20 protein-coding genes are annotated in these 20,646 nt (G+C 69.0%); 7 read left to right on the top strand and 13 right to left on the bottom strand.

Annotated features, from left to right (window positions below):
- Positions 1–17: 17 nt before the first annotated feature.
- Positions 18–668: a MerR family transcriptional regulator gene (locus OID54_RS08570; RefSeq protein ID WP_329016292.1), complete on the bottom strand. Its 651-nt coding sequence runs from the start codon at positions 666–668 to the stop codon at positions 18–20.
- 105 nt (positions 669–773) lie between these two features.
- Between OID54_RS08570 and OID54_RS08575 the strand changes: the two genes are divergently transcribed.
- The 6 genes from OID54_RS08575 (at position 774) to OID54_RS08600 (ending at position 6,527) form a co-directional block, all read left to right on the top strand.
- Complete coding sequence (locus OID54_RS08575; RefSeq protein WP_329016295.1) at positions 774–1,769, top strand: hypothetical protein; 996 nt, start codon at positions 774–776, stop codon at positions 1,767–1,769.
- Positions 1,766–2,227: an ABA4-like family protein gene (locus OID54_RS08580; protein WP_329016298.1), complete on the top strand. Its 462-nt coding sequence runs from the start codon at positions 1,766–1,768 to the stop codon at positions 2,225–2,227. The genes OID54_RS08575 and OID54_RS08580 overlap by 4 nt, the downstream gene beginning before the upstream one ends.
- 268 nt (positions 2,228–2,495) lie before the next feature.
- Positions 2,496–3,080, top strand: a complete 585-nt coding sequence (locus OID54_RS08585; RefSeq protein ID WP_329016301.1) for a sigma-70 family RNA polymerase sigma factor — start codon at positions 2,496–2,498, stop codon at positions 3,078–3,080.
- On the top strand, positions 3,077–3,823 hold the full coding sequence (locus tag OID54_RS08590; protein WP_329016304.1) for an anti-sigma factor: 747 nt from the start codon (positions 3,077–3,079) through the stop codon (positions 3,821–3,823). Before OID54_RS08585 ends, OID54_RS08590 begins: the two co-directional genes overlap by 4 nt.
- Before the next feature lie 199 nt (positions 3,824–4,022).
- Positions 4,023–5,393, top strand: a complete 1,371-nt coding sequence (locus OID54_RS08595) for a cryptochrome/photolyase family protein (protein ID WP_329016306.1) — start codon at positions 4,023–4,025, stop codon at positions 5,391–5,393.
- Between the two features lie 204 nt (positions 5,394–5,597).
- Positions 5,598–6,527 (top strand): ADP-ribosylglycohydrolase family protein, encoded by a 930-nt coding sequence (locus OID54_RS08600; RefSeq protein ID WP_329016309.1) that lies wholly within the window; start codon positions 5,598–5,600, stop codon positions 6,525–6,527.
- 162 nt (positions 6,528–6,689) lie between these two features.
- Here the strand turns inward: OID54_RS08600 and OID54_RS08605 are convergent, their stop codons facing one another.
- The 12 genes from OID54_RS08605 to OID54_RS08660 form a co-directional block, all read right to left on the bottom strand.
- Positions 6,690–9,521: a DEAD/DEAH box helicase gene (locus tag OID54_RS08605; protein WP_329027340.1), complete on the bottom strand. Its 2,832-nt coding sequence runs from the start codon at positions 9,519–9,521 to the stop codon at positions 6,690–6,692.
- A gap of 237 nt (positions 9,522–9,758) precedes the next feature.
- A complete protein-coding gene (locus tag OID54_RS08610; RefSeq protein WP_329016313.1) occupies positions 9,759–10,658 on the bottom strand; it encodes a diacylglycerol kinase in 900 nt (299 codons plus the stop codon).
- A gap of 90 nt (positions 10,659–10,748) precedes the next feature.
- Positions 10,749–11,711: a twin-arginine translocase subunit TatC gene (gene tatC / locus OID54_RS08615; protein ID WP_329016316.1), complete on the bottom strand. Its 963-nt coding sequence runs from the start codon at positions 11,709–11,711 to the stop codon at positions 10,749–10,751.
- A gap of 62 nt (positions 11,712–11,773) precedes the next feature.
- Positions 11,774–12,070, bottom strand: coding sequence for a Sec-independent protein translocase subunit TatA (tatA, locus tag OID54_RS08620; RefSeq protein WP_329016320.1), 297 nt, complete (start codon positions 12,068–12,070; stop codon positions 11,774–11,776).
- 373 nt (positions 12,071–12,443) lie between these two features.
- Positions 12,444–12,641, bottom strand: coding sequence for a hypothetical protein (locus OID54_RS08625; protein ID WP_329016323.1), 198 nt, complete (start codon positions 12,639–12,641; stop codon positions 12,444–12,446).
- 10 nt (positions 12,642–12,651) lie between these two features.
- On the bottom strand, positions 12,652–12,915 hold the full coding sequence (locus OID54_RS08630) for a hypothetical protein (protein ID WP_329016326.1): 264 nt from the start codon (positions 12,913–12,915) through the stop codon (positions 12,652–12,654).
- 96 nt (positions 12,916–13,011) lie between these two features.
- Positions 13,012–14,022 (bottom strand): helix-turn-helix transcriptional regulator, encoded by a 1,011-nt coding sequence (locus OID54_RS08635; protein WP_329016329.1) that lies wholly within the window; start codon positions 14,020–14,022, stop codon positions 13,012–13,014.
- A 17-nt stretch (positions 14,023–14,039) separates the two neighbouring features.
- Positions 14,040–15,020: a helix-turn-helix transcriptional regulator gene (locus tag OID54_RS08640; protein WP_329016333.1), complete on the bottom strand. Its 981-nt coding sequence runs from the start codon at positions 15,018–15,020 to the stop codon at positions 14,040–14,042.
- Positions 15,021–15,164: 144 nt separating this feature from the next.
- On the bottom strand, positions 15,165–15,536 hold the full coding sequence (locus OID54_RS08645) for an FKBP-type peptidyl-prolyl cis-trans isomerase (RefSeq protein ID WP_329016336.1): 372 nt from the start codon (positions 15,534–15,536) through the stop codon (positions 15,165–15,167).
- Between the two features lie 97 nt (positions 15,537–15,633).
- Positions 15,634–16,572, bottom strand: coding sequence for an FKBP-type peptidyl-prolyl cis-trans isomerase (locus tag OID54_RS08650; RefSeq protein WP_329016339.1), 939 nt, complete (start codon positions 16,570–16,572; stop codon positions 15,634–15,636).
- 130 nt (positions 16,573–16,702) lie between these two features.
- Positions 16,703–18,064, bottom strand: a complete 1,362-nt coding sequence (gene pafA, locus OID54_RS08655; RefSeq protein ID WP_329016342.1) for a Pup--protein ligase — start codon at positions 18,062–18,064, stop codon at positions 16,703–16,705.
- 9 nt (positions 18,065–18,073) lie between these two features.
- Entirely contained in the window at positions 18,074–19,384 is a 1,311-nt protein-coding gene (locus tag OID54_RS08660) for an MFS transporter (protein ID WP_329016345.1), read from the bottom strand.
- Positions 19,385–19,530: 146 nt separating this feature from the next.
- Here OID54_RS08660 and OID54_RS08665 point away from each other — a divergent pair, with 146 nt between their 5' ends.
- The gene (locus OID54_RS08665) at positions 19,531–20,607 is read left to right on the top strand and encodes a LacI family DNA-binding transcriptional regulator (protein ID WP_329016348.1); all 1,077 of its coding nucleotides are present in this window, start codon (positions 19,531–19,533) and stop codon (positions 20,605–20,607) included.
- Positions 20,608–20,646 lie beyond the last annotated feature (39 nt).

The raw sequence follows: 20,646 nt of genomic DNA on the forward strand, positions 1-20,646 counted from the left end.
GACCCCGATCGCCCTGCTCACTTCGAGGGGTGCCCCGCCGCCGACCCGTACATCCGCGACGAGCGGTCCACATGGGCGAGGTGCCGAAGCGCCGCGAGCATCGCCTCGCCGAGCACGGTGCCCACTATCACCCGCTCGACCACACCGTCCAAGGACGCCTTGGTCGCCACGAAGTCCAGGTCGGCACGGGCCACGCCCTCCGCGGCGTCCGCATAGGCGTCCAACACCTCCGAGAAGTCACCGTGTCCGATGCGATGCAGGGTGGCCAGGGCTCCGGCCAGTGCCTCCATCGCGGGACAGTCGTCCACGTCTTGCCACTCCCGTCGGGCGACCAGGTCCGCCACCTGCTCCCGGGCGGTCTCCAGCGCCTCGTCCGGTTCGACTTCGGGATAGCGCTGGACCAAGAGGTCCGAGGCGACGCCCAGCACCTTGTGCACCGATTTGCTGGGATCGTCCACAGCGGCGAGGACATCGCCGATGGCGGCGACCTTGAGCCCCCCGACGTCGAGCAGAGCTCGGATCAGTCGTAGTCGACGCTCGTGGGCGTCGCCGTAGGACGCCTGATTGGGGCTGGTCAACTCCCCTGCCGGCAGCAGCCCTTCCCGTACGTAGTACTTGATCGTCGGGACGGGAACCCCGGTTCTGCGACTCAACTCACCGATACGCACAGCCCGTCCACCTCTCCGCCCTTGCTCTTGCCGTTCCTCATCATAGATAGTGACGCTCACGGATAGTGGACAGTGCCGCTATCTATACTTTGACGGGGGTCCTCCATGTCTTCCTGGCGTTCCTGGCATCGCCCACTCATGCTCTTCGCCGCTTCGATGGCCGTGCTGGCGGCCGTATCGGCGATCGGCATGCTGGTGGACGACCGAATACTCGTGGGCTCGCGCATCTGGTTCAAGCCGCTCAAGTTCTCCGTGTCCCTACTGGTGTACGCGGTGTCCCTCGCCTGGATGCTCTCGCTGGTCACCCGCGCCCCACGGGCCAGTTGGTGGGCCGGCACCACCATCGCCGCGACCGGCGTCGTCGAAATGGTGATCATCACCGGACAGGTCATCCGCGGCAAGCGCAGCCACTTCAACAACGAGACCGACTTCGACATCCTGCTCTACAACATCATGGCGTTCTCGATCATGGCCTTGTGGACGGCCGCCCTGGTCATCGCCATACTCCTGTTCCGCTCCCGCATCAAGGACCGCGCCTCCACCTGGGCCCTGCGGCTCGGCTCGGCGATCGCCCTGGTCGGCGCCGGTCTGGGAGTCCTGATGACCCTGCCCACCTCCGAGCAACAGTCGGCCAGTGACAACGGCACGACCACGGTGATCGGGGCGCACAGCGTCGGAGTGGCCGACGGAGGCGCGTCCATGCCGCTCACCGGCTGGTCGACGACCGGCGGGGACCTGCGGATCCCGCACTTCGTCGGCATGCACGCCCTCCAGATACTGCCGCTGCTGCTGCTCGCCCTGCTCCTCCTCGCCGCACGCTTTCCCCGTCTGGGGGACGAACGCGTCCAGGTGCGCCTGGTGCTGACGGCATCGGCGGTCTACTCCGCCGTACTCGCCCTGGTCACCTGGCAGGCTCTGCGCGGTCAGTCACTGATCGACCCCGATGCAGCGACGCTCGCCGCAGTCGCCGTCATCGCCGCGGGCGGCGCGCTGGGCGTCCTGCTCTCCCTGCGCGGCAAAACGCCGTCCCCCCAGGACCAGGACGGCAGCGGCCAGGACGCCAGCGGTCAGGAATCCACCGAAGCGAGGCTGCCCGTATGACCGAAACCCTCTTCGACCTCTCCTTCCTCCTGGCGGTCCCCGTCTGGCTGCTGATGATCTTCGCGCCGACCTGGCGGGTGACCTCCCGCATCGCCCGTTCACCGCTGACGGTGGTGCCGATCCTGGTCGTGTACCTGGCGCTCGTGCTGCCCGTCCTGCCCGAGTTGTGGACGCTGGTCTCCGAGCCGACGCTGACCAAGCTCCAGGACCTGGTGGAGATCGCGGACGGCGCCGGAGCGGTCTGGGCTCAGATCATCGCGTGGGACCTGCTGGTCGGACAGTGGATGTTCCTGGAGGCCCGACGGCTCGGCATCCACCCGCTGGTGATGGGCCCGCTGCTCGTGTTCACGATCCTGCTCTCCCCGTTCGCCCTGCTCGTCTTCCTGGTGCTGCGGGCGGTGCAGAGCGTACGGATCGCCCGACGCGATCCACAGCAGTTCGAACCCCGGGAGAGCTGACCCAAATCGACGACGACAGTACGGAGTGCACTTACGGAAGGCACCAGGGGGCGCCGCAGCTGCGGCGTCCCCTTCCGTACGCCTCCCCACACCAGGCGACTTCACCCGATCGAGTGAAGTCAGCCGACAGTGTCCGCCGTACCCCGACCCGGTCCGATGCGATACCCCTGCAAACAACCGCCCACCCGGACCAATCCATCGGCGCCGCAGCCTCGAATACCTGGTGAAGACTGTCGGACGACAGACCGCTCACTGGAGGAAAGACCGCGTGAAAGAACCTGTATTCGTCGGCGGTCCGGCCCCGGCACAACCGGACCTACAGGAGTTGCTCGGCCTGGTCGCCCGCGGTGATCAGGACGCCTTCTCGCGGGTCTACGACGTGGTGTCCGGTCCGGTGCTCGGCCTGGTGCGAGCCGTGCTGCGCGATCCCGCCCAGTCGGAAGAGGTCACCCAGGAGGTGCTGATCGAGGTGTGGCGCACCGCCGCCCGCTACCAGCCCTCCCGAGGCTCCGCGATGACCTGGATACTCACGCTCGCCCACCGGCGCGCGGTGGATCGGGTCCGCTCGGCCCAGGCCGCGTCCGATCGTGAACAGCGGGCGGCGCTCCTGGACCGGACGCCCGAGTACGACGAGGTCATCGAACAGGTGGAGGCCAGCCTCGAACGGGAGCAGGTCCGCCGATGTCTGAGCGGACTCACCGAACTGCAACGGCAGTCGGTGACCCTCGCCTACTACCGAGGGCTGGCCTATCGCGAGGTCGCCGAACTGCTCGCGGTGCCCTTGGGCACGGTCAAAACACGACTGCGCGACGGACTGATCCGGCTGCGCGACTGCCTGGGGGTGAATGCATGACCGCCGCCGACCTCCACACGTTGACCGGCGCCTATGTGCTGCACGCACTGGGACCGCAGGAACGAGCCGAATTCGAGCGCCATCTCACCGACTGTTCCTCCTGCGAGCAGGAGGTGCGCGAGTTGGCCGCCACCGCGGGGAGACTGAGCATGGCCGTGGCGATGGTGCCTCCGCCCGAGCTCAAGCAGCAGGTGATGCGCCGGATATCGAACGAGCGTCAGGTGCCCCCGGGGCCGGGCCGCTCCCGTCCGGTACGCGGCGGCCGTGGCCGCGCGCTGTCCCGCTTCGCCCTCGCGGCCTGCGTGGCCGCCGCGGTGGGTCTCGGCGGCACCACCGTCTGGCAACACCAGCAGGCCGAGGACGCCAGGCAGGCGGCGCAGCGTGCGGAGCAGCGATCTGCCGATCTCGCCGCGGTCCTCGCGGCCCCGGACGCCAAGGTCAGCACCGGTGCACTGCCCGGCGGGGGCAGCGGCACGGTCGTGGTCGCCAGATCCCTCAACCAGGCGGCCTTCTTCACCACCAACATGCCAGAACCGCCGGCCGGCAAGGTGTACCAACTGTGGTTCAACGACGACGGGACCATGCGTTCGGCCGGTCTGATGGACTCGGCTGCGTCCGACAACGCCGTGCTGATGAAGGGTCCTGTGGACGGCGCCTCGGGCATGGGGCTGACCGTGGAACCCTCGGGCGGCTCCGCTGAGCCGACGTCCGCGCCACTCGCGGTGATGGACTTCCCGGCCTGACCGCTCCGGTCGGTAGCCGTGCACCAGCCCGGGCAACCGACACCGTACGAGAAGTGCCGGGTGGGGTACCGACCCCACCCGGCACTTCCTTCCGTCCCACCCGTTCGTCCCTTCTCGCCGAGGAGCTCGCCCTGACCGATCCCACGCCCCCCGCACCAGCATGTACGCCACCGCCGCCGCACCCCGGGAGGGTCGGCGCATGAGTGTGTCCGTGATGCTGTTCACCTCCGACCTGCGGGTGCACGACCAGCCCGCCCTGAGTGCCGCGGTCCGTACCGCCGACTCGGTCGTCCCCCTGTTCGTCGTGGACCGGGGGGTGAGCCTGGCCGGCTTCGACGTCCCGAATCGACGGGCCTTCCTCGCCGACTGCCTGGCCTCCCTCGACACCCACCTACGGGAGCGTGGCGGCCGGCTGGTGGTCCGTACCGGCGATGTCACCGAGCAGGTCTGCCGGGTGGTGACCGAGACCGGAGCCAGCGCGGTGCACATCGCCGCGGGTGTCAGCAGCTACGCCCGCCAACGCGAGGACCGGATCCGACGGGCGCTCCAAGAGTTGCGCTGCACCCTCGAAGTCCACGACGGTGTGATCACCGCGCTGCCGCCGGGTCAGGTCGCTCCCACGGGCAAGGACCACTTCGCGGTCTTCACGCCCTACTTTCGCCGCTGGGAAGCGATCGGATTGCGCCGGGCGCTGGGCGCGCCGCGCCGGATCGACGTCCCCGAGTTGCCCGGCCATCCGCTGCCTCGGCGTTCGGCGGTCCCGGGGCTCTCCCCTGGGCTGGCCCGTGGTGGCGAACGGGAGGGCAGGCTCCGGCTGACCGCCTGGCTGGCCGATCCGACCGCCGGTGCGGACGCCTACGAGGAACGCCACGACGACCTCCACGGCGACGCCACTTCCCGGTTGTCGCCGCATCTCCACTTCGGCACGCTGTCGGCGACCGAACTCGTGCAACGGGCCCGCAAGCGCAGCGGCCCGGGCGCCGAGGCTTTCGTACGTCAGTTGGCCTGGCGGGACTTCCACCATCAGGTACTGGCCGCCCGTCCTGCTGCCGCCCACACCGACTACCGCTCCCGACACGACCACTGGCGTCACGACGACAAGGAACTCACCGCCTGGCAGGAGGGGCGCACCGGCTGTCCGATCGTGGACGCGGGGATGCGGCAGCTGCTGCACGAGGGGTGGATGCACAACAGGGCCCGGCTGCTGACCGCCAGCTATCTGGCCAAGACGCTCTATCTGGACTGGCGGGCGGGTGCGCAGCACTTCCTGAGCCTGCTGGTCGACGGAGACCTGGCCAACAACCAGATGAATTGGCAGTGGGTGGCGGGAACGGGGACGGACACCCGACCCAATCGCGTGCTCAGCCCACTGGCGCAGGCGAAGCGGTTCGACCCCAAGGGCGACTACGTACGGCGGTGGGTGCCCGAGTTGGCCGAGCTCGCCGGGGCGAAGATCCATCGACCAGAGGAGCTCGGGGACCTGGAGCGGGCCCGGCTCGACTATCCGGAACCCTTGGTCGACCCGGCGGAGGGCAGGGCGCGGTTCGAGCACGCACGCGGCCTCCACTGAGATCGGTTGGGGTGTGGGCACATGGCGTCGCCGTGTTGTCACGCCCGCGACGTGCCGTCGGATCACCTCGTGCACCAGTGATTCGGGACTGATGGCCGCCCGGATCGGCGGCAAGGGAGCTGGATCGGGGCTGCGTTGGGTCGTTGGGCGCCCACCGCACCCCGGGCCGGACTGACATGTGCCGCCTGGGCCTAGGCTGGGGCGATGCAACACAGGGACCGGCTGGACCGGGTGGTGGGTGCCGTTGTGGGATCGGCGGTCGGGGACGCGTTGGGGGCGCCCTTCGAATTCCGTGAACGGGGAGTGTTTGCACGGGAGTTCCCGAGCGGCGTCGGCGTGATGTGCGGTGGCGGCGGCTGGGATCCGGGTGAGGCCACCGACGACACCCAGATGGCGGTCCTGGTGGGGCACTCGCTCCTGTTGCACCGCGGCCTCGACCCGGTGGACGTCTTCGGGCGGTTCCAACAGTGGGTGACAGGTGAGCCCAAGGACATAGGACTGCAGACGGAGGACGTCCTCACCAGCGGACTCCCCTGGGATCGGGCGGCAGCCCACCACTTCCGGATCACCGGCCACTCGGCGGGGAACGGCTCCTTGATGCGTGCCTCCACCGCTGCCGTGTACTTCGCCGCCGCCGGACGTGAGGTGACGATGTCGGCTGGCCGCCGGATCGCGGCACTCACCCATGGGGACCGGGCGGCTTGGGAAGGCACGGCGATCCTGCATGAGTTGGTCCGCGTGGCACTGGCGGGCGAGGACCCCGGTGCGGCGGTCGACTCCGTCCTGGAACAGGTGGACGCGGCGCATCGGGACCGTTGGGCCACCGTGTTGGCACCGGACTGGCAACCCCAGGACGCAACCGAGTTCAACGGCGCGGTATGGCCGTGCCTCGGGTCCGCGGTGTGGGCGCTTCGGACGACCGGTTCCTACGAGGAGTCCCTGGCCGCGGCGATCGACCTGGGTGGCGACACGGACACGGTGGCCGCGGTGACGGGAATGCTGACGGGGGCGGTGTACGGGGGTTCGGCGATCCCCGACCGCTGGTTGGAGCCCTTGCACGTACCGTTGCCCGGATTCGGCTCAGTGTTGCGCACACCGGACTTGGTGTCGCTGGCCATGGCACTCACCCACTAACGCCTGATGCTCTGGCGCACTGCCGACCAGCCTGGCCGTCGTCGATGCGCCGTTCAGTGGTGATGGCCTGGTCGGCCGGTCGGCGAGAGGTGTGCAGCTCACCGGTCGGGCTGGGGGCGAGGTGCCGTGCGGCACCTCGCCCCCAGCCCGACCAGGCCGGCGTCACCCCACCGAGCTGTACGCCACCACACCGCGCAGCAACGCGTCCACGGCCTTGCGGGCGTTCTTCGCCACCGTGCTGTCGCCTTCGGTCGGCGCCGCGGCGGCGATCTGGCCCAGGACGTCGATCACCTGCTTGCACCAGCGGACGAAGTCGCCGGCGGGCATCTCCGCTTCCCTCAACACCTCGTCGAGGGTCTTGTCCGACGCCCACTGGTGGACGGCCCAGGCGAAGCCGAGGTCGGGCTCCCGCTGGCCCACCCCCTCCGCCTGGTTGATCTTGAAGTCTTCCTCCAGGGCGTCCAGTCGACCCCAGATGCGGACCATCTCACCGAGCGCGGCCTGTGCCCCGCCAGCGGGAACCTTGGGTGCGACCGCATCATCCGACTGACGTGCCTCGTAGACCAGGGCCGAGACGCACGCGGCGAGCTCCGCCGGACTGAGTCCCTCCCACACACGGTCCCGAAGGCATTCACTCGCGAGGAGATCCAACTCTCCGTAGAGCCGGGCCAGTCGTTTGCCGTGCGCCGTGACCTCGTCACCGCGCAGATAGTCCATCTCGGTCAGCAGGGCGACGATGCGGTCGAAGGTGCGGGCGATCGTGTTGGTCCGCCCCTCGATGCGTCGCTCCAACTGTCGGGTGTCCCTCTGGAGTCGGTGGTACCGCTCGGCCCAGCGGGCATGGTCCTCCCGCTCGGCACAGCCATGACACGGATGGGCGCGCAGTTCGGTCCGCAGCCGGGCGATCTCACGGTCGTCGGCCGCGGCGGAGCGCTCCTTGCGGTGCCGCTCGGGCACGATGTGTCCGGCCTTCGTCCGCAACGCCGACGCCAGGTCGCGCCGGGACTGAGGTGAGCGCGCATTGAAGGACTTGGGGATGCGCATTCGGTCCAGTGCCTCCACGGGCACCGGAAAGTCGATCGAGGCCAGCCGCTTGACCTGCCGCTCGGCCGTCAGGACGACCGGACGAGGACCGTCGTGGTGTTCGAACCCGCGGTGTCCATTGGTCCTCCCGGCCGGCAGGCCCGGATCGAGGACGAGCGCCAGCCCGGCGAACTTGCCCGTGGGCACATGAATGACATCGCCCGGCTTGAGCCGCTCCAAGGAGACGGCCGCGGCGACCCGACGCTGCGCGCTGCCCTGCTTGGCCAACTCCGTTTCCCGGTCCTTGAGGTCGCGGCGCAGCCGTGCGTACTCCTCGAAGTCGCCTAGGTGACAGGTCATGCCCTCGCGGTAGCCGTCGAGCCCCGCTTCGTTCTTCTGTACTTGCCGTGAGATGCCGACGACTGACCGGTCCGCCTGAAACTGGGCGAACGAGGTCTCCAACAGCTCCCGCGAGCGGTGCCGACCGAACTGCTGCACCAGATTGACCGCCATGTTGTACGACGGCTTGAAGCTGGACCGCAGGGGATAGGTACGGGTGCCGGCGAGGCCCGCAAGTGCGGCCGGGTCCATCGCCCGCTGCCACAACACCACCGCGTGGCCCTCGACATCGATGCCGCGCCGCCCGGCCCGGCCGGTGAGCTGCGTGTACTCACCGGGGGTGATGTCGGCGTGCTGCTCGCCGTTCCACTTGACGAGCTTCTCCAGGACGACCGAACGCGCGGGCATGTTGATGCCGAGCGCAAGGGTCTCGGTGGCGAACACGGCCTTCACCAGCCCGCGGACGAACAGTTCCTCCACGACCTCCTTGAAGGTGGGGAGCATTCCGGCATGGTGCGCGGCGATGCCCCGCTCCAGGCCCTCCAACCATTCGTAGTAGCCGAGGACATGGAGGTCTTCGTTGGGAATGCTGGCCGTCCGCTCCTCCACGATCTCGCGGACCCGCAGCCGCCCACTGTCGTCGTTGAGCCGCAGCCCGGCGTACAGACACTGCTGGACGGCGGCTTCACAGCCGGCCCTGCTGAAGATGAAGGTGATCGCGGGCAACAGCCCCTCGGCGTCGAGGCGCTCGATGACCTCGGGCCGCCCCGGCGTCCAGATCCGGCTGCGCTGACGCCGCTCGCGCTCACGATCGGCCTCACGGACCATCTTGCCGCGACGTCGGTCACGAGGGTTGTACGAGCGCTGGTTCTCCATCCGGGCGAGCCGGACGAGATCGGGATTGACCTCGCGGCGGCCGACACCGCGACCTCCGTGGTCGGTCTCCTCCTCGAAGAGGTCGTACATCCGGCGACCTGCCATGACGTGCTGCCACAGGGGCACCGGGCGGTGCTCCGAGACGATCACCTCGGTGTCGCCACGGACCGTGTCGAGCCAGTCACCGAACTCCTCGGCGTTCGACACGGTCGCCGAGAGCGACACCAGCGTCACCGACTCGGGCAGGTGGATGATCACTTCTTCCCAGACCGCGCCCCGGAAGCGATCGGACAGATAGTGGACCTCGTCCATCACGACATAGCCGAGGCCGCGGAGCGCCTGGGACCCGGCGTACAGCATGTTCCGCAGGACCTCGGTGGTCATCACGACCACCGGGGCGTCGGCGTTCACGCTGTTGTCGCCGGTGAGCAGGCCCACCCGGTCCGCCCCGTACCGTTTGGCGAGGTCGGTGTACTTCTGGTTGGACAGGGCCTTGATGGGCGTGGTGTAGAAGCACTTGCGGCCCTGTTGTAGGGCGAGATGGACGGCGAATTCGCCGACGATGGTCTTCCCTGAGCCGGTGGGCGCGGCGACGAGCACGCCCCTGCCCGCTTCCAGGGCCTGACAGGCTTCGATCTGGAAGGGGTCCAGATCGAACTCGTACATCTCGCGGAAGGGGGCCAGCGCAGTGGCTTCCTCAACGGCGCGGATGCGGGCGGCGGCGTAGCGCTCTGCGGGAGAGAGATCCTCGGTCATCTTGTTCACGAGCCTACCCGCCGGGTACGACAGTCAGCGCGGCCTTAATCGACGGATTGTCGCCCCCGGGTGCGCATCGCCGCCCTGGTCGGGTGTTGGACCGGCGAACGTGGGGCGTCGAGCCATGGTGCCCGCCCTGCCCGAGTTCGGGCTCTCGGATGTCGAGGGGCAACCCGAGCGGTCGGGGACGCGGGGTCCAGCGGGGAAGTTCCTTGGATCGACCGCCGCGGGAGGGTGTCACCCGTGACCGTGGGTGAGCACCTGCACCGCTCCGGTTACGCAGGTGGCGGTCAGCGGCAACGGACCCAATGACTCCCCGTCCGCGTAGCCGGTGATCCCCTCCGCTTCCAGGGTGATCGAGCGGACCCGGTGGACGGTGACCTTCGGATGGTCGAGATGGGTCCCGCGGTAGACACGGGGAAAGACCCTCAGCAGGGTGGTGCGGGTGCACGGTCCAACCACGGTCACATCGAAGAGGCCGTCGTCCATTTCGGCGTCCGCGCAGATCCGCATCCCACCGCCGTAGGAAGGCCCGTTGCCGATGGCGATGAGGGTGGCTTCCAGGGTGCGCGGAGGTCCGTCGTCGAGGCTCATGCGGTACGGGACGGGACGCAGGGCCATGAGTTCGGCGAGCATCGCAACGTCATAGCTGAAGCGACCGCGCGGCCAGCTCATCCGATTGGCGCGGTCGTTCACGCGGGAGTCGAAGCCGCTGGCCAGGACCGTACCGAACCAGGTCCGCCCCACCCGCCCCAGGTCGGTCGCACGGGTCGTGCCGTCGCGCAGCGCCCGTGCCGTCGCCCTCCCGGCGCCCGCCGGATCTCCTATGGGCAGTTCCAGCGCTCGGGCGAAGTCGTTGCCGGTGCCCACGGCGATCACCCCGAGCGGGGTGGTGGTTCCGGCGACGGCCTGGAGGGCGAGGGACACGATTCCATCACCGCCGACGGCTATCAGCGCCCCGGTGCCGCCGACGACGGCGGCACGTGCCCGATGTAGCGCGTCCGGGGCGTCCTCGCCCACGAGGGTGCGTACCGAGAAACCGGCTTCCCGCAGGGCACGCGCGGCGGGCTGGGCGGCGCCCGCACCGCGACCGCGCCCTGCGGTGGGATTGACGACAAGGGTGATCTCGCTGGTCACCCGCGAGACGTTACGGCACGTCGCAGCCGTGCCCGCTGGCTCGGCGGAGTCGGACGGTGGCAGGTTCCGCCCCTCGGTAGCGGGCAGGTCTCAGGTGATGTCGTCGTATCCGTTGAGCTGATGGGCCCGTCTGCCGTCGCCGCTCGCCTGCTCCGGGAGGGAGCGCGAGGCTCCCACCGGCTCGATGCCACCGACGTCCTCGGGGGTGAGGTCAAGGTCGGATGCTTCGTCCGCAGCGGGTCCCTTGGCATCGCGGATCGCCCGCCGTCGGTCGTTGAGCAGGGAGAATGCGGTGGCGAAGAAGTACAGGACGACGATCGGCACGGCCAGGAGGACCATCGTCAGCGGGTCGGTGCTCGGGGTCGCGAGGGCGGAGAAGACCGTGATCCCCATGATCATTCCGCGCCACCAACCGAGCATCTTGCGTCCGGTCATGACCGAGCCGAGGTTGAGCAGGACGAGGAGCAGCGGCAGTTCGAAGGCGAGACCGAAGACGATCACCATGCGCGTGACCAGATCGAGCAGGTTGTCCAGCGGCAACAAGTTGTCCACGCCGAACGGGGTGAACTCGATCAGGACCTTCGCGGTGGTGGGCAGCACCTGGTAGGCGAACCAGCCGCCACCGAGGAAGAGGGGGAACCCGGCGCCGACGAACGCCAGCGCGTACTTCTTCTCGCTCTTGTGGAGACCGGGCGCGAGGAACGCCCAGAGCTGGTAGAGCCAGACCGGCGAGGCGAGCACCACACCCGCCATCAAGGAGACCTTGAGGGCCAGGGTGAAGGGCGTCAGGAGACCGTTGATGGTGATCTCCGCGCAGGTGGTGCCCTCCGGCTGCTTCCTCAGCTCGGAGAAGGAGTCGGGGCATCCGACCGACTCCAGGACCGGCTTGGTGAAGACGTTGATGATGTCGTTGTAGAAGAAGGCCGCGACGACCGTGACGACGACAATGGCCAGCAGCCCCTTGGCGAGGCGGTTCCGGAGCTCACGCAGGTGCTCCACGAGGGGCATCCGGCCCTCGGGGTCCTTCTCCTGCTTGCGGGCAGACTTGAGCAACCCACGTCCTCATCTCGTGCGACAGGCCCGCAACCGTGACCGGGCCTGTGGGCGGCCCTGTCTCAGCGCTGGGTGGAGTCCGTCGGCTCGGCCACGGGACGCGAACTGCTCACGTCCCCGGGCGCTGCCTTGATCGTGCGCGGTGCGGGGGCGTTGTCCTCCGGGGCGCCGGGCTGCGGCGGAGCGGCCGGGGCGGTCTGCTGATGACCGTCCGACTTCATCGCCTTGGCCTCGCTCTTGAGGATTCGGGCGGACTTGCCGAGAGAACGGGCCATGTCCGGAAGCTTCTTGGCACCGAACAGCAGGATGATGACGACGAGGATCAGGATGATCTCCGGAGCGCCGATCCGTCCGAACATAAGCGTGTACCTTCTCACCGAGGCGGCATGGGGCTGAGCTGCGGTAGCGGTGGTCGAGCCGCGACCGGCTGCGATCGTAACTCTCACGGGTGAACACAAGGCAATCCCCTTGCGTACTCCCGTTTGCGGCCGGCGCCTCATTACCCGTGACCGCCGTCCCTCAGCGTACCGTCCTGCCGAGGCATACAGCAGGGGCGAGATCGGGGGCGATCTCCCGAAGTGTGCCCCCCTGAGGTGATTGGACATCGCCCGATCCCCTTCGGAAGCTTTCGTTCCGGGTGTTCGGTGTCCCACTCCGTGATACGCATCCGGCCCCGGGGGCCCAGCAGGCTCGGGGCCCAACCCCTGTGGTCAACGCTCGTGATCAGTACACCTAGCGCAGGGTCTCGCCGGTACGGGCGAGGTCGGACGCCGCCCGCTCCAGGTCCTCCACGGCACGGCCGATGCGATCGGTGGTCCGGGCGACCTCGCGCCCCAGCCGCTGTGTCTCGATGAACACCCGGACGCCGAGAACACCGAGGACGGCGATCCCGAGGAAGCCGAGGGCGATGGCGATCATGGGCCAGAACATGCGGCCGAGCCTAGACGGTTCCCGTCGGGCGAGTGAGCCGCAGGGTGCGGACCCCGCCGACGGTGAGCATCTCGACGATGCGCTCCCCGGCCGGCTTGCGCACCGACGTACCGCACTCGGGACAGGTGAAGGAGTAGAAGGTCGTACGGTGACTGGCCCCGATCGCCAGTCGCAGCGCCTCGGCTGACAACTCGAAGCGGGCGCGGCAGTCGGGACAGGCGGCGGTGAACAACACCGGCCCCTGTGCGGAGGTGACTGACGACATCAGAGACATGCGGTGCGGCTCTCCTTGTCCTGACCGGCGGGATGACTTCCCCATCTGATCGCCGAGGTCGATCCGGACCGTCCGGAACCCCGACGTCGGGGGCGACTAGAGCTGGCCGGACAACCGCTCCGGCACCGGGACTCCCGTACCCTCTCCGGTCTCCGGGTCCACCCCGTAGGCGGCGAGTGCCCGCCGTGCGGCCAGCTTGGCGCTCTGCGCCAACTCGACCGGGGCCGTGATCCGCCCGTCGCGACCCAATCTAAGCGCCAACCTGCGCAGCGACGCCGGAACCGGGGTGCGCACCGTGATCCGCAGACCGCCGTCGGGGAGCTCCTCGGCCCCTTCGTGCGGGTAGTACTCCGCCACCCACCGACCGGCGGGACCCACCTCGACCACGACCTCCGGGTCATCTGCCGAGGGCTGCACCAGAGCCTCGGACAGGTCCCGCAGCTCAAGCTCGGGCGGCGCGGAGGGAGCGTCGAGCAGCTTGATCTCGGCAACGCGATCGAGACGGAAGGTGCGGCGGGCCTCCGAGAGCCGGCACCATCCCTCCAGATAGGTGTGCCCCACCGCGAACAGGCGGATGGGATCGACCTCTCGCTCGGTCAGCTCATCCCGCGCAGGCGAGTAGTAGCGCAGCCAGAGCCGCCGCCGCTCGGAGATCGCACGATCCACATCGGCGAAGACCCCGCCCTCGGACTCGAAGGTCACCGAGAGCCGGGAGCTGGCGCCCGCGGCCTCCCCCGCCGCCGCTTCCAACTTGGCGGTGGCGCGGAGCAGGGCGTCCCGGTCCCCCTCGCGGAGCCCGGGCAGCGTCGCCACCGCACGCGCCGCGACCAGGAGAGCGGTCGCCTCGTCCGCGGCGAGCCGCAGCGGTTCGGCGACATCGTCGGGGTTGTGCCACCAGATGTGGTCCCCGTCGGTGTCGATGTCGAGGAGATCGCCGCCGCGGAAGCTGGTTCCGCACATCGGCAGCACGTCGAGGTCGGCGATCAGCTCGTCCTCGGTGATCCCGAAGGCACGGGCGACGTCCCCGACACGTGCGCCGGGGCGCTCCCTCAGATAGGTCACCAGCGACAGCATCCGCCGGGTCTGGTCAATGGCATTGGCGGCCATAGTCGTACGAGTCCCCCTCAGCCCTGTGCCACGGCGAGCAGCCGGTCCACCACTTCGGCCCGCAGATCAGCGGGCTCCACCACCACGACGTCCGGGCCGAACTCGACGAGCCACGCGTCCAGCCCGTGTCCGTAAGGAATCTCCAGCTCGTCCCAGTCGGCGTCGATCTTCCGTACGGACGTCGCCCGTGCTCGCAGCGGATAGCCGCAGTCGGTGCGCAGCCTGATCCGGGCGGTACGGGTCGCGGTCTCCCCCGCCCAGCTCTCGACGGTCTCCCGCACGGTGACCACATCGGGCACCGGGGCGGTGAACGCACCGGCACGCGAACGGACCTTGCCGGTGATGCGTGAGAGCCGGAACACCCGCTCGGCGCCCCGGTCGCGGTCCCAACCCGCCAGATACCAATGCCCGCGCCAGCACTCCAGGGTCCAGGGTTCGACCTGACGCTGCTCCGGGCGGGCGGCGGTGGCCTTGCGGTATTCGAAGATCACCGGGCGCCGGTCACGGCAGGCCAGCATCAACGGCTCGAACGCGGCCTCCCGGACCGGGATGCGCGGCTCCAGCGCCGTGAGCTGACTGTCGAAGGCGTCCTCGGCCTCGGGCATCCCGGCCGCGCGCAGCTTCTGGAGCGCACCGCTGGCGGCACCGGCCAGCCGCGCCTGCTGCCAGACCCCTGCGGCGACGCCCAGGGCGGCGGCCTCTTCGGCGTCCAGGGTGATCGGTGGCAGGCGGTTGCTGTCCCTGCGGGCGAGGTAGCCCATCTCGCCGTCGAGGTTCTCCACGGTCTCGATGACGAGTCCGAGTTCCCTCAAGTCATCCTTGTCGCGCTCGAACATCCGGTTGAAGGACTCGTCCGAGCTGCCCGCGCCGTCCCCCGGACCGAATGTCTCCACGTACGCCTCGATGGAGCCGCGGAGTTCGCGCTTGGACAGCGGACGCCTCGTCCCGAGAAGGCACAGCGCCAGGTTCATCAGCCGCTCGGCCTTGGCAATCGCCATCGACGCCCTGCACCTCTATCTGATCGAGTCGCTTCCGCCCTGCTGACCGTACCGCCCCGGGGTGTCCGGACAAAAGCCGAAGGCCCATGCTCCTAGGAGCATGGGCCCTTACCGGCCGTTTGGAGGCCGAACGGCGAATACCGGTCAGACGGCGATCAGGTCACAGACGAAGATCAGCGTCTCGCCGGGCTTGATCGCACTGCCCGCGCCGCGGTCCCCGTAGGCCAGCTTGGCGGGGATGATCAGCTGACGACGGCCGCCGACCTTCATGCCCTGCACGCCCTGGTCCCAACCCGCGATGACCTGGCCGACGCCGAGCTTGAACTGAAGCGGATTGCCGCGGTTCCAGGAGGCGTCGAACTCCTCACCGGTGGAAAAGGCCACGCCCACGTAGTGGACGGAGACGACGTCGCCCGCCTTGGCCTCGGGGCCGTCGCCCTCCCAGATGTCCTTGATCTCCAGGGTGGCCGGCGGCTCGCCGCCCGGGAAGTCGATCTCGGGCTTCTCGATGCTCACTACTACTGCTCCTCTGAATCGTGAACGCGGCAACCCGAACAGTCTTGCACTTCAAACGGGGTGACGCCGCCCGGGGCCGGTGCCGGTCCGCGGTCGGCTACGGCTTGGTCAGCAGATCGACCGTGAACACCAACGTGGCGTCCTTGGGGATGCCCTGCTGCTCCTGGTCGGGGAAGCCCTGGCCGGGCGGGATGACCAGCAGGATCCGGCTGCCGAGCTTCTTGCCGATCACGCCGTCCTTGATGCCCTTCACCGGCAGCTGACCCAGCTGCCAGGTGATGGTGGCGTCCGACTGGTAGGTGCCTCCGAGCGGCTTCGCGCCCTGCCAGACGAACGCGTCGTACTTCACGACGACGCCGTCCTTTGCGGTCAGCTCGGGACCGGTGCCCTCCAGGACGTACGAGGAGACGAGGTCCTTCGGCGGGGCCGAGGCGGGGATGGTGACCTTGGGGGCCTTGCCGTCGGTGTTGGTGGCGACCTTCGGCAGGTCCTTGTTGTCCTGCGCGACCTCTGAGCCCTTCGCGGAGACCGGCACGGCCTTCGCACCCACGATGTCCATCACGAAGACCAGCGTGGCGTTGCCCTTGATGTCGCCCTGCCCCTGCGCGCCGTAGCCGAGGTCCGGCGGGATCGACACCTCAAGACGGCTGCCGACCTTCTGGTTGGCGAGCGCCTTCTGCCAGCCCTCGATGACGCCGGGCGCACCGATCGTCACGTCGAACGGCTTGCCGCGGTCGAAGCTGTTGTCGAAGGGCTTGTCCTCGTCCCACTCCTGGCCGAGGTAGTTCACCTGGGTCAGGTCGCCCTTCTTGAGGACCTCGCCCTTGCCCGCGCTGATGACCTCGATCTTGAGCTGCTTGGGCGGATCGCCTTCGCCCTTGGCCAGCGTCGGCTTCTCGCCGAACTTCGCACCGGCGGTGATGGCGGGCAGCCCGCCCTTGGACGAGACGGAGTCAGAGCCCTTGTCTTCGCTGCCGCAAGCAACTGTCGACAACAGCAGCAAGGGGACGACAACAAGGCCGGCTAGTCGGCGCACGTGTTCCTCAGATCTCAGACGTCACTACGGTCCCGGACACTCTAGGGCGTGCCAAGGGCCCCGCACGAAGAACGCACGGGGCCCGGGTGGCGTTCCAGACGTGTGTACGTGTCCGGCACCGCTCTCGTCGCTACATGCCCGCGATGAGCTTCTCCACCCTGTCGTCGACGGAACGGAACGGGTCCTTGCAGAGCACGGTCCGCTGCGCCTGGTCATTGAGCTTGAGGTGGACCCAGTCGACGGTGAAGTCCCTGCGCTGCTCCTGCGCACGACGGATGAAGTCGCCGCGCAGCCGGGCCCTGGTGGTCTGCGGGGGCACCGATTTGCCCTCGAAGATCTTGACGTCGTTGCAGATGCGGGCGGCCTGACCTTTGCGCTCCAGGAGGTAGTACAGGCCGCGCCGACGGTGGATGTCGTGGTAGGCGAGGTCTATCTGAGCGACCCGCGGATGCGACATGGTCATGTTGTGCTTGGCCCGGTACCGCTCGATGAGCTGGTACTTCATGACCCAGTCGATCTCGGTGCCGATCCGGTCGAGGTCCTGGGCGTCGATCGCGTCGAGCGTGCGGCCCCAGAGCTCCAGCACCTGCTCGACGGTGCCGGTGCGGATGCCGCGCCGGTCGACGAAGTCCACCGCCTTCTCGTAGTACTCGCGCTGGACCTCCAGTGCGGAGGCTTCGCGCCCGCTGGCCAGTCGGACCTTGCGCTGGCCGGTGATGTCATGGCTGACCTCGCGGATCGCCCGGATCGGGTTCTCCAGGGTGAGATCGCGTATCACGGTGCCCGCCTCGATCATGCGGAGCACCAGATCGGTGGCGCCGACCTTGAGCAGCATGGTCGTCTCGGACATGTTGGAGTCGCCCACGATGACGTGGAGGCGCCGGTAGCGCTCGGCGTCGGCGTGCGGCTCGTCCCGGGTGTTGATGATGGGACGCGAGCGGGTGGTGGCGGAGCTGACGCCCTCCCAGATGTGCTCGGCGCGCTGGCTGACGCAGTACACCGCGCCGCGCGGAGTCTGGAGGACCTTGCCCGCGCCGCAGAGCAGCTGGCGCGTGACCAGGAAGGGGATCAGGATGTCCGCGAGTCGGGAGAACTCCCCGTGCCGTGCGACCAGGTAGTTCTCATGGCAGCCGTAGGAGTTTCCGGCCGAGTCGGTGTTGTTCTTGAACAGGTAGACGTCGCCTGCGATCCCCTCCTCGTGCAGACGCCTTTCGGCATCGACAAGTAGACCTTCGAGAATGCGCTCGCCTGCTTTGTCGTGGGTGACCAGCTCGGTCACGTTGTCGCATTCGGGTGTGGCGTATTCCGGATGCGAACCCACATCGAGATAGAGGCGGGCGCCGTTCCGCAGAAAGACATTGCTGCTGCGGCCCCAGGAGACAACTCGGCGGAAGAGGTAGCGCGCCACTTCGTCAGGTGACAGTCGGCGCTGTCCCCTGAACGTGCACGTGACGCCGTACTCGTTCTCCAGCCCGAAAATGCGGCGGTCCATGTCTGAACATTACGCCTCAAGCCCTGAGCTGAAACCGGGTTCGGCGGCCCCATTCCGATCATTTTCCGTTGCGGGCTCCCCCTGTCCGGAAAGGCTGCCTCCGAAACCCACGATGTCGTTGGTGCGTTCGGGAGCCGCCAGGACCCGCTGGGTGGCCACCAGCACCACGAGTGCGGCGATGCCTCCCACACCCGCGACGGCGAAGCTCCAGTCGGTGCCGCCCCACTCGGCGGCGGGGCCCGCGACCGCGGTTCCGGCCGCGGCTCCCACGCCGAACGTCGTGACCAACCAGGAGAACGCCTCGGTCACCGTGCCCCTGGGGGCATGGCGGTCCACCACGATGAACGCACAGGCGATCGCGGGGGCGAGGAACACACCGGCGACGGCCGATAGAACGGTCATCAGGACCACCCCCGGGGTGAGCACGAGGGGTAGATAGCCGAGCGCCAGCAGGGCGATGAGGACCATCAGGCGTCGCTCGGGGGCGCCGGCCCACTGCCGTGCGCCGTAGAAGGTGCCACCGATGAGGGCACCGAGGCCGAGGGCGGCCATCAAGATCCCGTAGACCGAATCCCGGCCGTGGTCGTCCGCGTAGGCCACCCCCGCGACCGTGATGGACCCGAGGGCGAGGCCGACGAAGAAGAACGAACCCAGCAGCGCCAGCAGTCCCGACGAGCGCAGAGCGCCCAGCCAGTGGGCGTCCCGCGGGGCTGAGCGCCAGGTGCGGGAGGGCTCGGACAGGACCACGGAGAGCGCCCCGAGGACCCCGATCACATTGATCACCAACAGGGCGGCTGCGGCCGACCAGATGGAGACGATCACGGTGACCAGGAGCGGGCCGAGGGTGAACATGATCTCCTGGGCCACCGCGTCCATCGCATATGCGCGGTGCACCCGGTCCTGACGCCCGAGCACGCTGGGCCACAGGGCGCGCAATCCGCCTTCGAGGGGTGGGGTGAACAGTCCGGCCACCGCCACGGCGAGGTACGCCAGCGGCAGCGAGCCGATGCCGACCGCGGCCAGCAACACCATGCCGAGCGCCGATACGACCGCTGCGGGAAGTTGCACCTTCGGCTGGCCATGGAGGTCGATCGCGCGCCCCAGGAGGGGCTGACCTATCGCCGTGGCGATGCCGTAGGCGGCTGCGAGACCGCCGGCGAGGGTGTAGCTGCCGCCTTCCGCCCGGGTGAACAGGACGATGGCGATGTGGGCCGTGGCGTTGGGGAGACGTCCGAAGAGGGTGCCCGCGAGCAGGCGCGCCGCGTGCGGCGCCTTCAGGATGTCTGCATATCCGGTGGCTCCGGTGGCCTTGGCACCCATGGCTCGTCCCTCTCCCCGACACACCGGAGTGTTACGTATAACTTCCGCCGTTATACGTACCATGTCGACAGTCCGGGGGTCTACTGTGCCGCCACCCCGGATGCGTGGGGAACGGGGCGGCTCCAACGAGTCCGAGGACGGCAACGATGGCGAACGGCTCTTCGCAGGGCCCCGCCCGACGGCGGGGCGACGGCGCCTCGGGCGGGACACCGGGAGCCCGTCCGACCAGCCGTGACGTCGCCCGGGTCGCCGGCGTCTCACAGGCGACCGTCTCCCTCGTGCTCGGGGACAAGTGGCGCGGCCGGGTCTCAGTGCGCACCGCGGAGTCCGTGCGGGATGCGGCGAGCACCCTCGGCTACCGCCCCAACCTCGCGGCCCGGAACCTCAGGCTCGGCTGCACGAGGACCGCACTGCTCGTCGTCCCGGCGATCACCAATGAGTTCTTCGCCCGTGTGTACACGGGCGCCGCGGCCCTCGCCGCCGACCATGGATTCGGTGTGGTCGTCTACCCGTCACCCGACGGCATCGGACCGGCGAAGAACCCCTTCGCCTCCGCACGTGCCGCCCTCGACGGGGTCATCGCCTCGTCCATGGCCGCGAAGGCACTGTCCGACCTGCGGGACGCGGACCTCCCGCTGGTGATGCTCGACAGCGACCCCTCCGATCGGGAGGCGGCGGCCTGCGTCAACCTGGACATCGGCGACGGCATCCACCAGGTCGCCGATCACCTCCTGGAACTCGGCCACCGGCGCTTCGTCCATCTGGCGTCGGCGATCCCGTCGTGGACCTTCGACGTACGGGCCCGGGCACTGGCCCAGGCCCTCGCGGGCGTTGCCGGGACATCGCTGCGGACGGTTCGCGCGCCCTTCGATGTGAACGCCGCCCGCGACGTGATCCAGCACGCCCTGACCGAACCGGGCGCGCGGGCGACAGCGGTCGTCTGCGACAGCGACATCCTCGCCGCCGGGGCCTGCAAGGCCGTTCGTCGGCTGGGGTTGAGCGTCCCGGGTGATGTGTCGGTGACCGGGTTCGACGACCTCGCCCTGTCCGTCGCCGTGGAACCGGAGCTCACCACCGTGAGCCTGCCCGCTGAACGGGTGGGAGAGCGCGGCATGTCGGCGCTCCTGGCCCTCCTGGCGGGCGAAACGGTCTCGGAAGGCGATCTACCGGTCTCCCTGGTCGTCCGGGGTTCCACCGCGGCGCCCTCCCCCACTTCGGGCTGAGGCCGGCCCAGGGGCCGTGACACCACCCACCGCGCCCGC

Origin of the sequence: Streptomyces sp. NBC_00690 (assembly GCF_036226685.1) — a bacterium.
Classification (GTDB): Bacteria; Actinomycetota; Actinomycetes; order Streptomycetales; family Streptomycetaceae; genus Streptomyces.

Coding starts and splice junctions, on each gene's coding strand:
- OID54_RS08575 (WP_329016295.1), top strand. CDS start 774: ATGTCTTCCTGGCGTTCCTGGCATCGCCCACTCATGCTCTTCGCCGCT.
- OID54_RS08580 (WP_329016298.1), top strand. CDS start 1,766: ATGACCGAAACCCTCTTCGACCTCTCCTTCCTCCTGGCGGTCCCCGTC.
- OID54_RS08590 (WP_329016304.1), top strand. CDS start 3,077: ATGACCGCCGCCGACCTCCACACGTTGACCGGCGCCTATGTGCTGCAC.
- OID54_RS08595 (WP_329016306.1), top strand. CDS start 4,023: ATGAGTGTGTCCGTGATGCTGTTCACCTCCGACCTGCGGGTGCACGAC.
- OID54_RS08600 (WP_329016309.1), top strand. CDS start 5,598: ATGCAACACAGGGACCGGCTGGACCGGGTGGTGGGTGCCGTTGTGGGA.
- OID54_RS08605 (WP_329027340.1), bottom strand. CDS start 9,521: ATGACCGAGGATCTCTCTCCCGCAGAGCGCTACGCCGCCGCCCGCATC.
- tatA (WP_329016320.1), bottom strand. CDS start 12,070: ATGTTCGGACGGATCGGCGCTCCGGAGATCATCCTGATCCTCGTCGTC.
- OID54_RS08625 (WP_329016323.1), bottom strand. CDS start 12,641: ATGTTCTGGCCCATGATCGCCATCGCCCTCGGCTTCCTCGGGATCGCC.
- OID54_RS08630 (WP_329016326.1), bottom strand. CDS start 12,915: ATGTCTCTGATGTCGTCAGTCACCTCCGCACAGGGGCCGGTGTTGTTC.
- OID54_RS08635 (WP_329016329.1), bottom strand. CDS start 14,022: ATGGCCGCCAATGCCATTGACCAGACCCGGCGGATGCTGTCGCTGGTG.
- OID54_RS08640 (WP_329016333.1), bottom strand. CDS start 15,020: ATGGCGATTGCCAAGGCCGAGCGGCTGATGAACCTGGCGCTGTGCCTT.
- pafA (WP_329016342.1), bottom strand. CDS start 18,064: ATGGACCGCCGCATTTTCGGGCTGGAGAACGAGTACGGCGTCACGTGC.
- OID54_RS08660 (WP_329016345.1), bottom strand. CDS start 19,384: ATGGGTGCCAAGGCCACCGGAGCCACCGGATATGCAGACATCCTGAAG.
- OID54_RS08665 (WP_329016348.1), top strand. CDS start 19,531: ATGGCGAACGGCTCTTCGCAGGGCCCCGCCCGACGGCGGGGCGACGGC.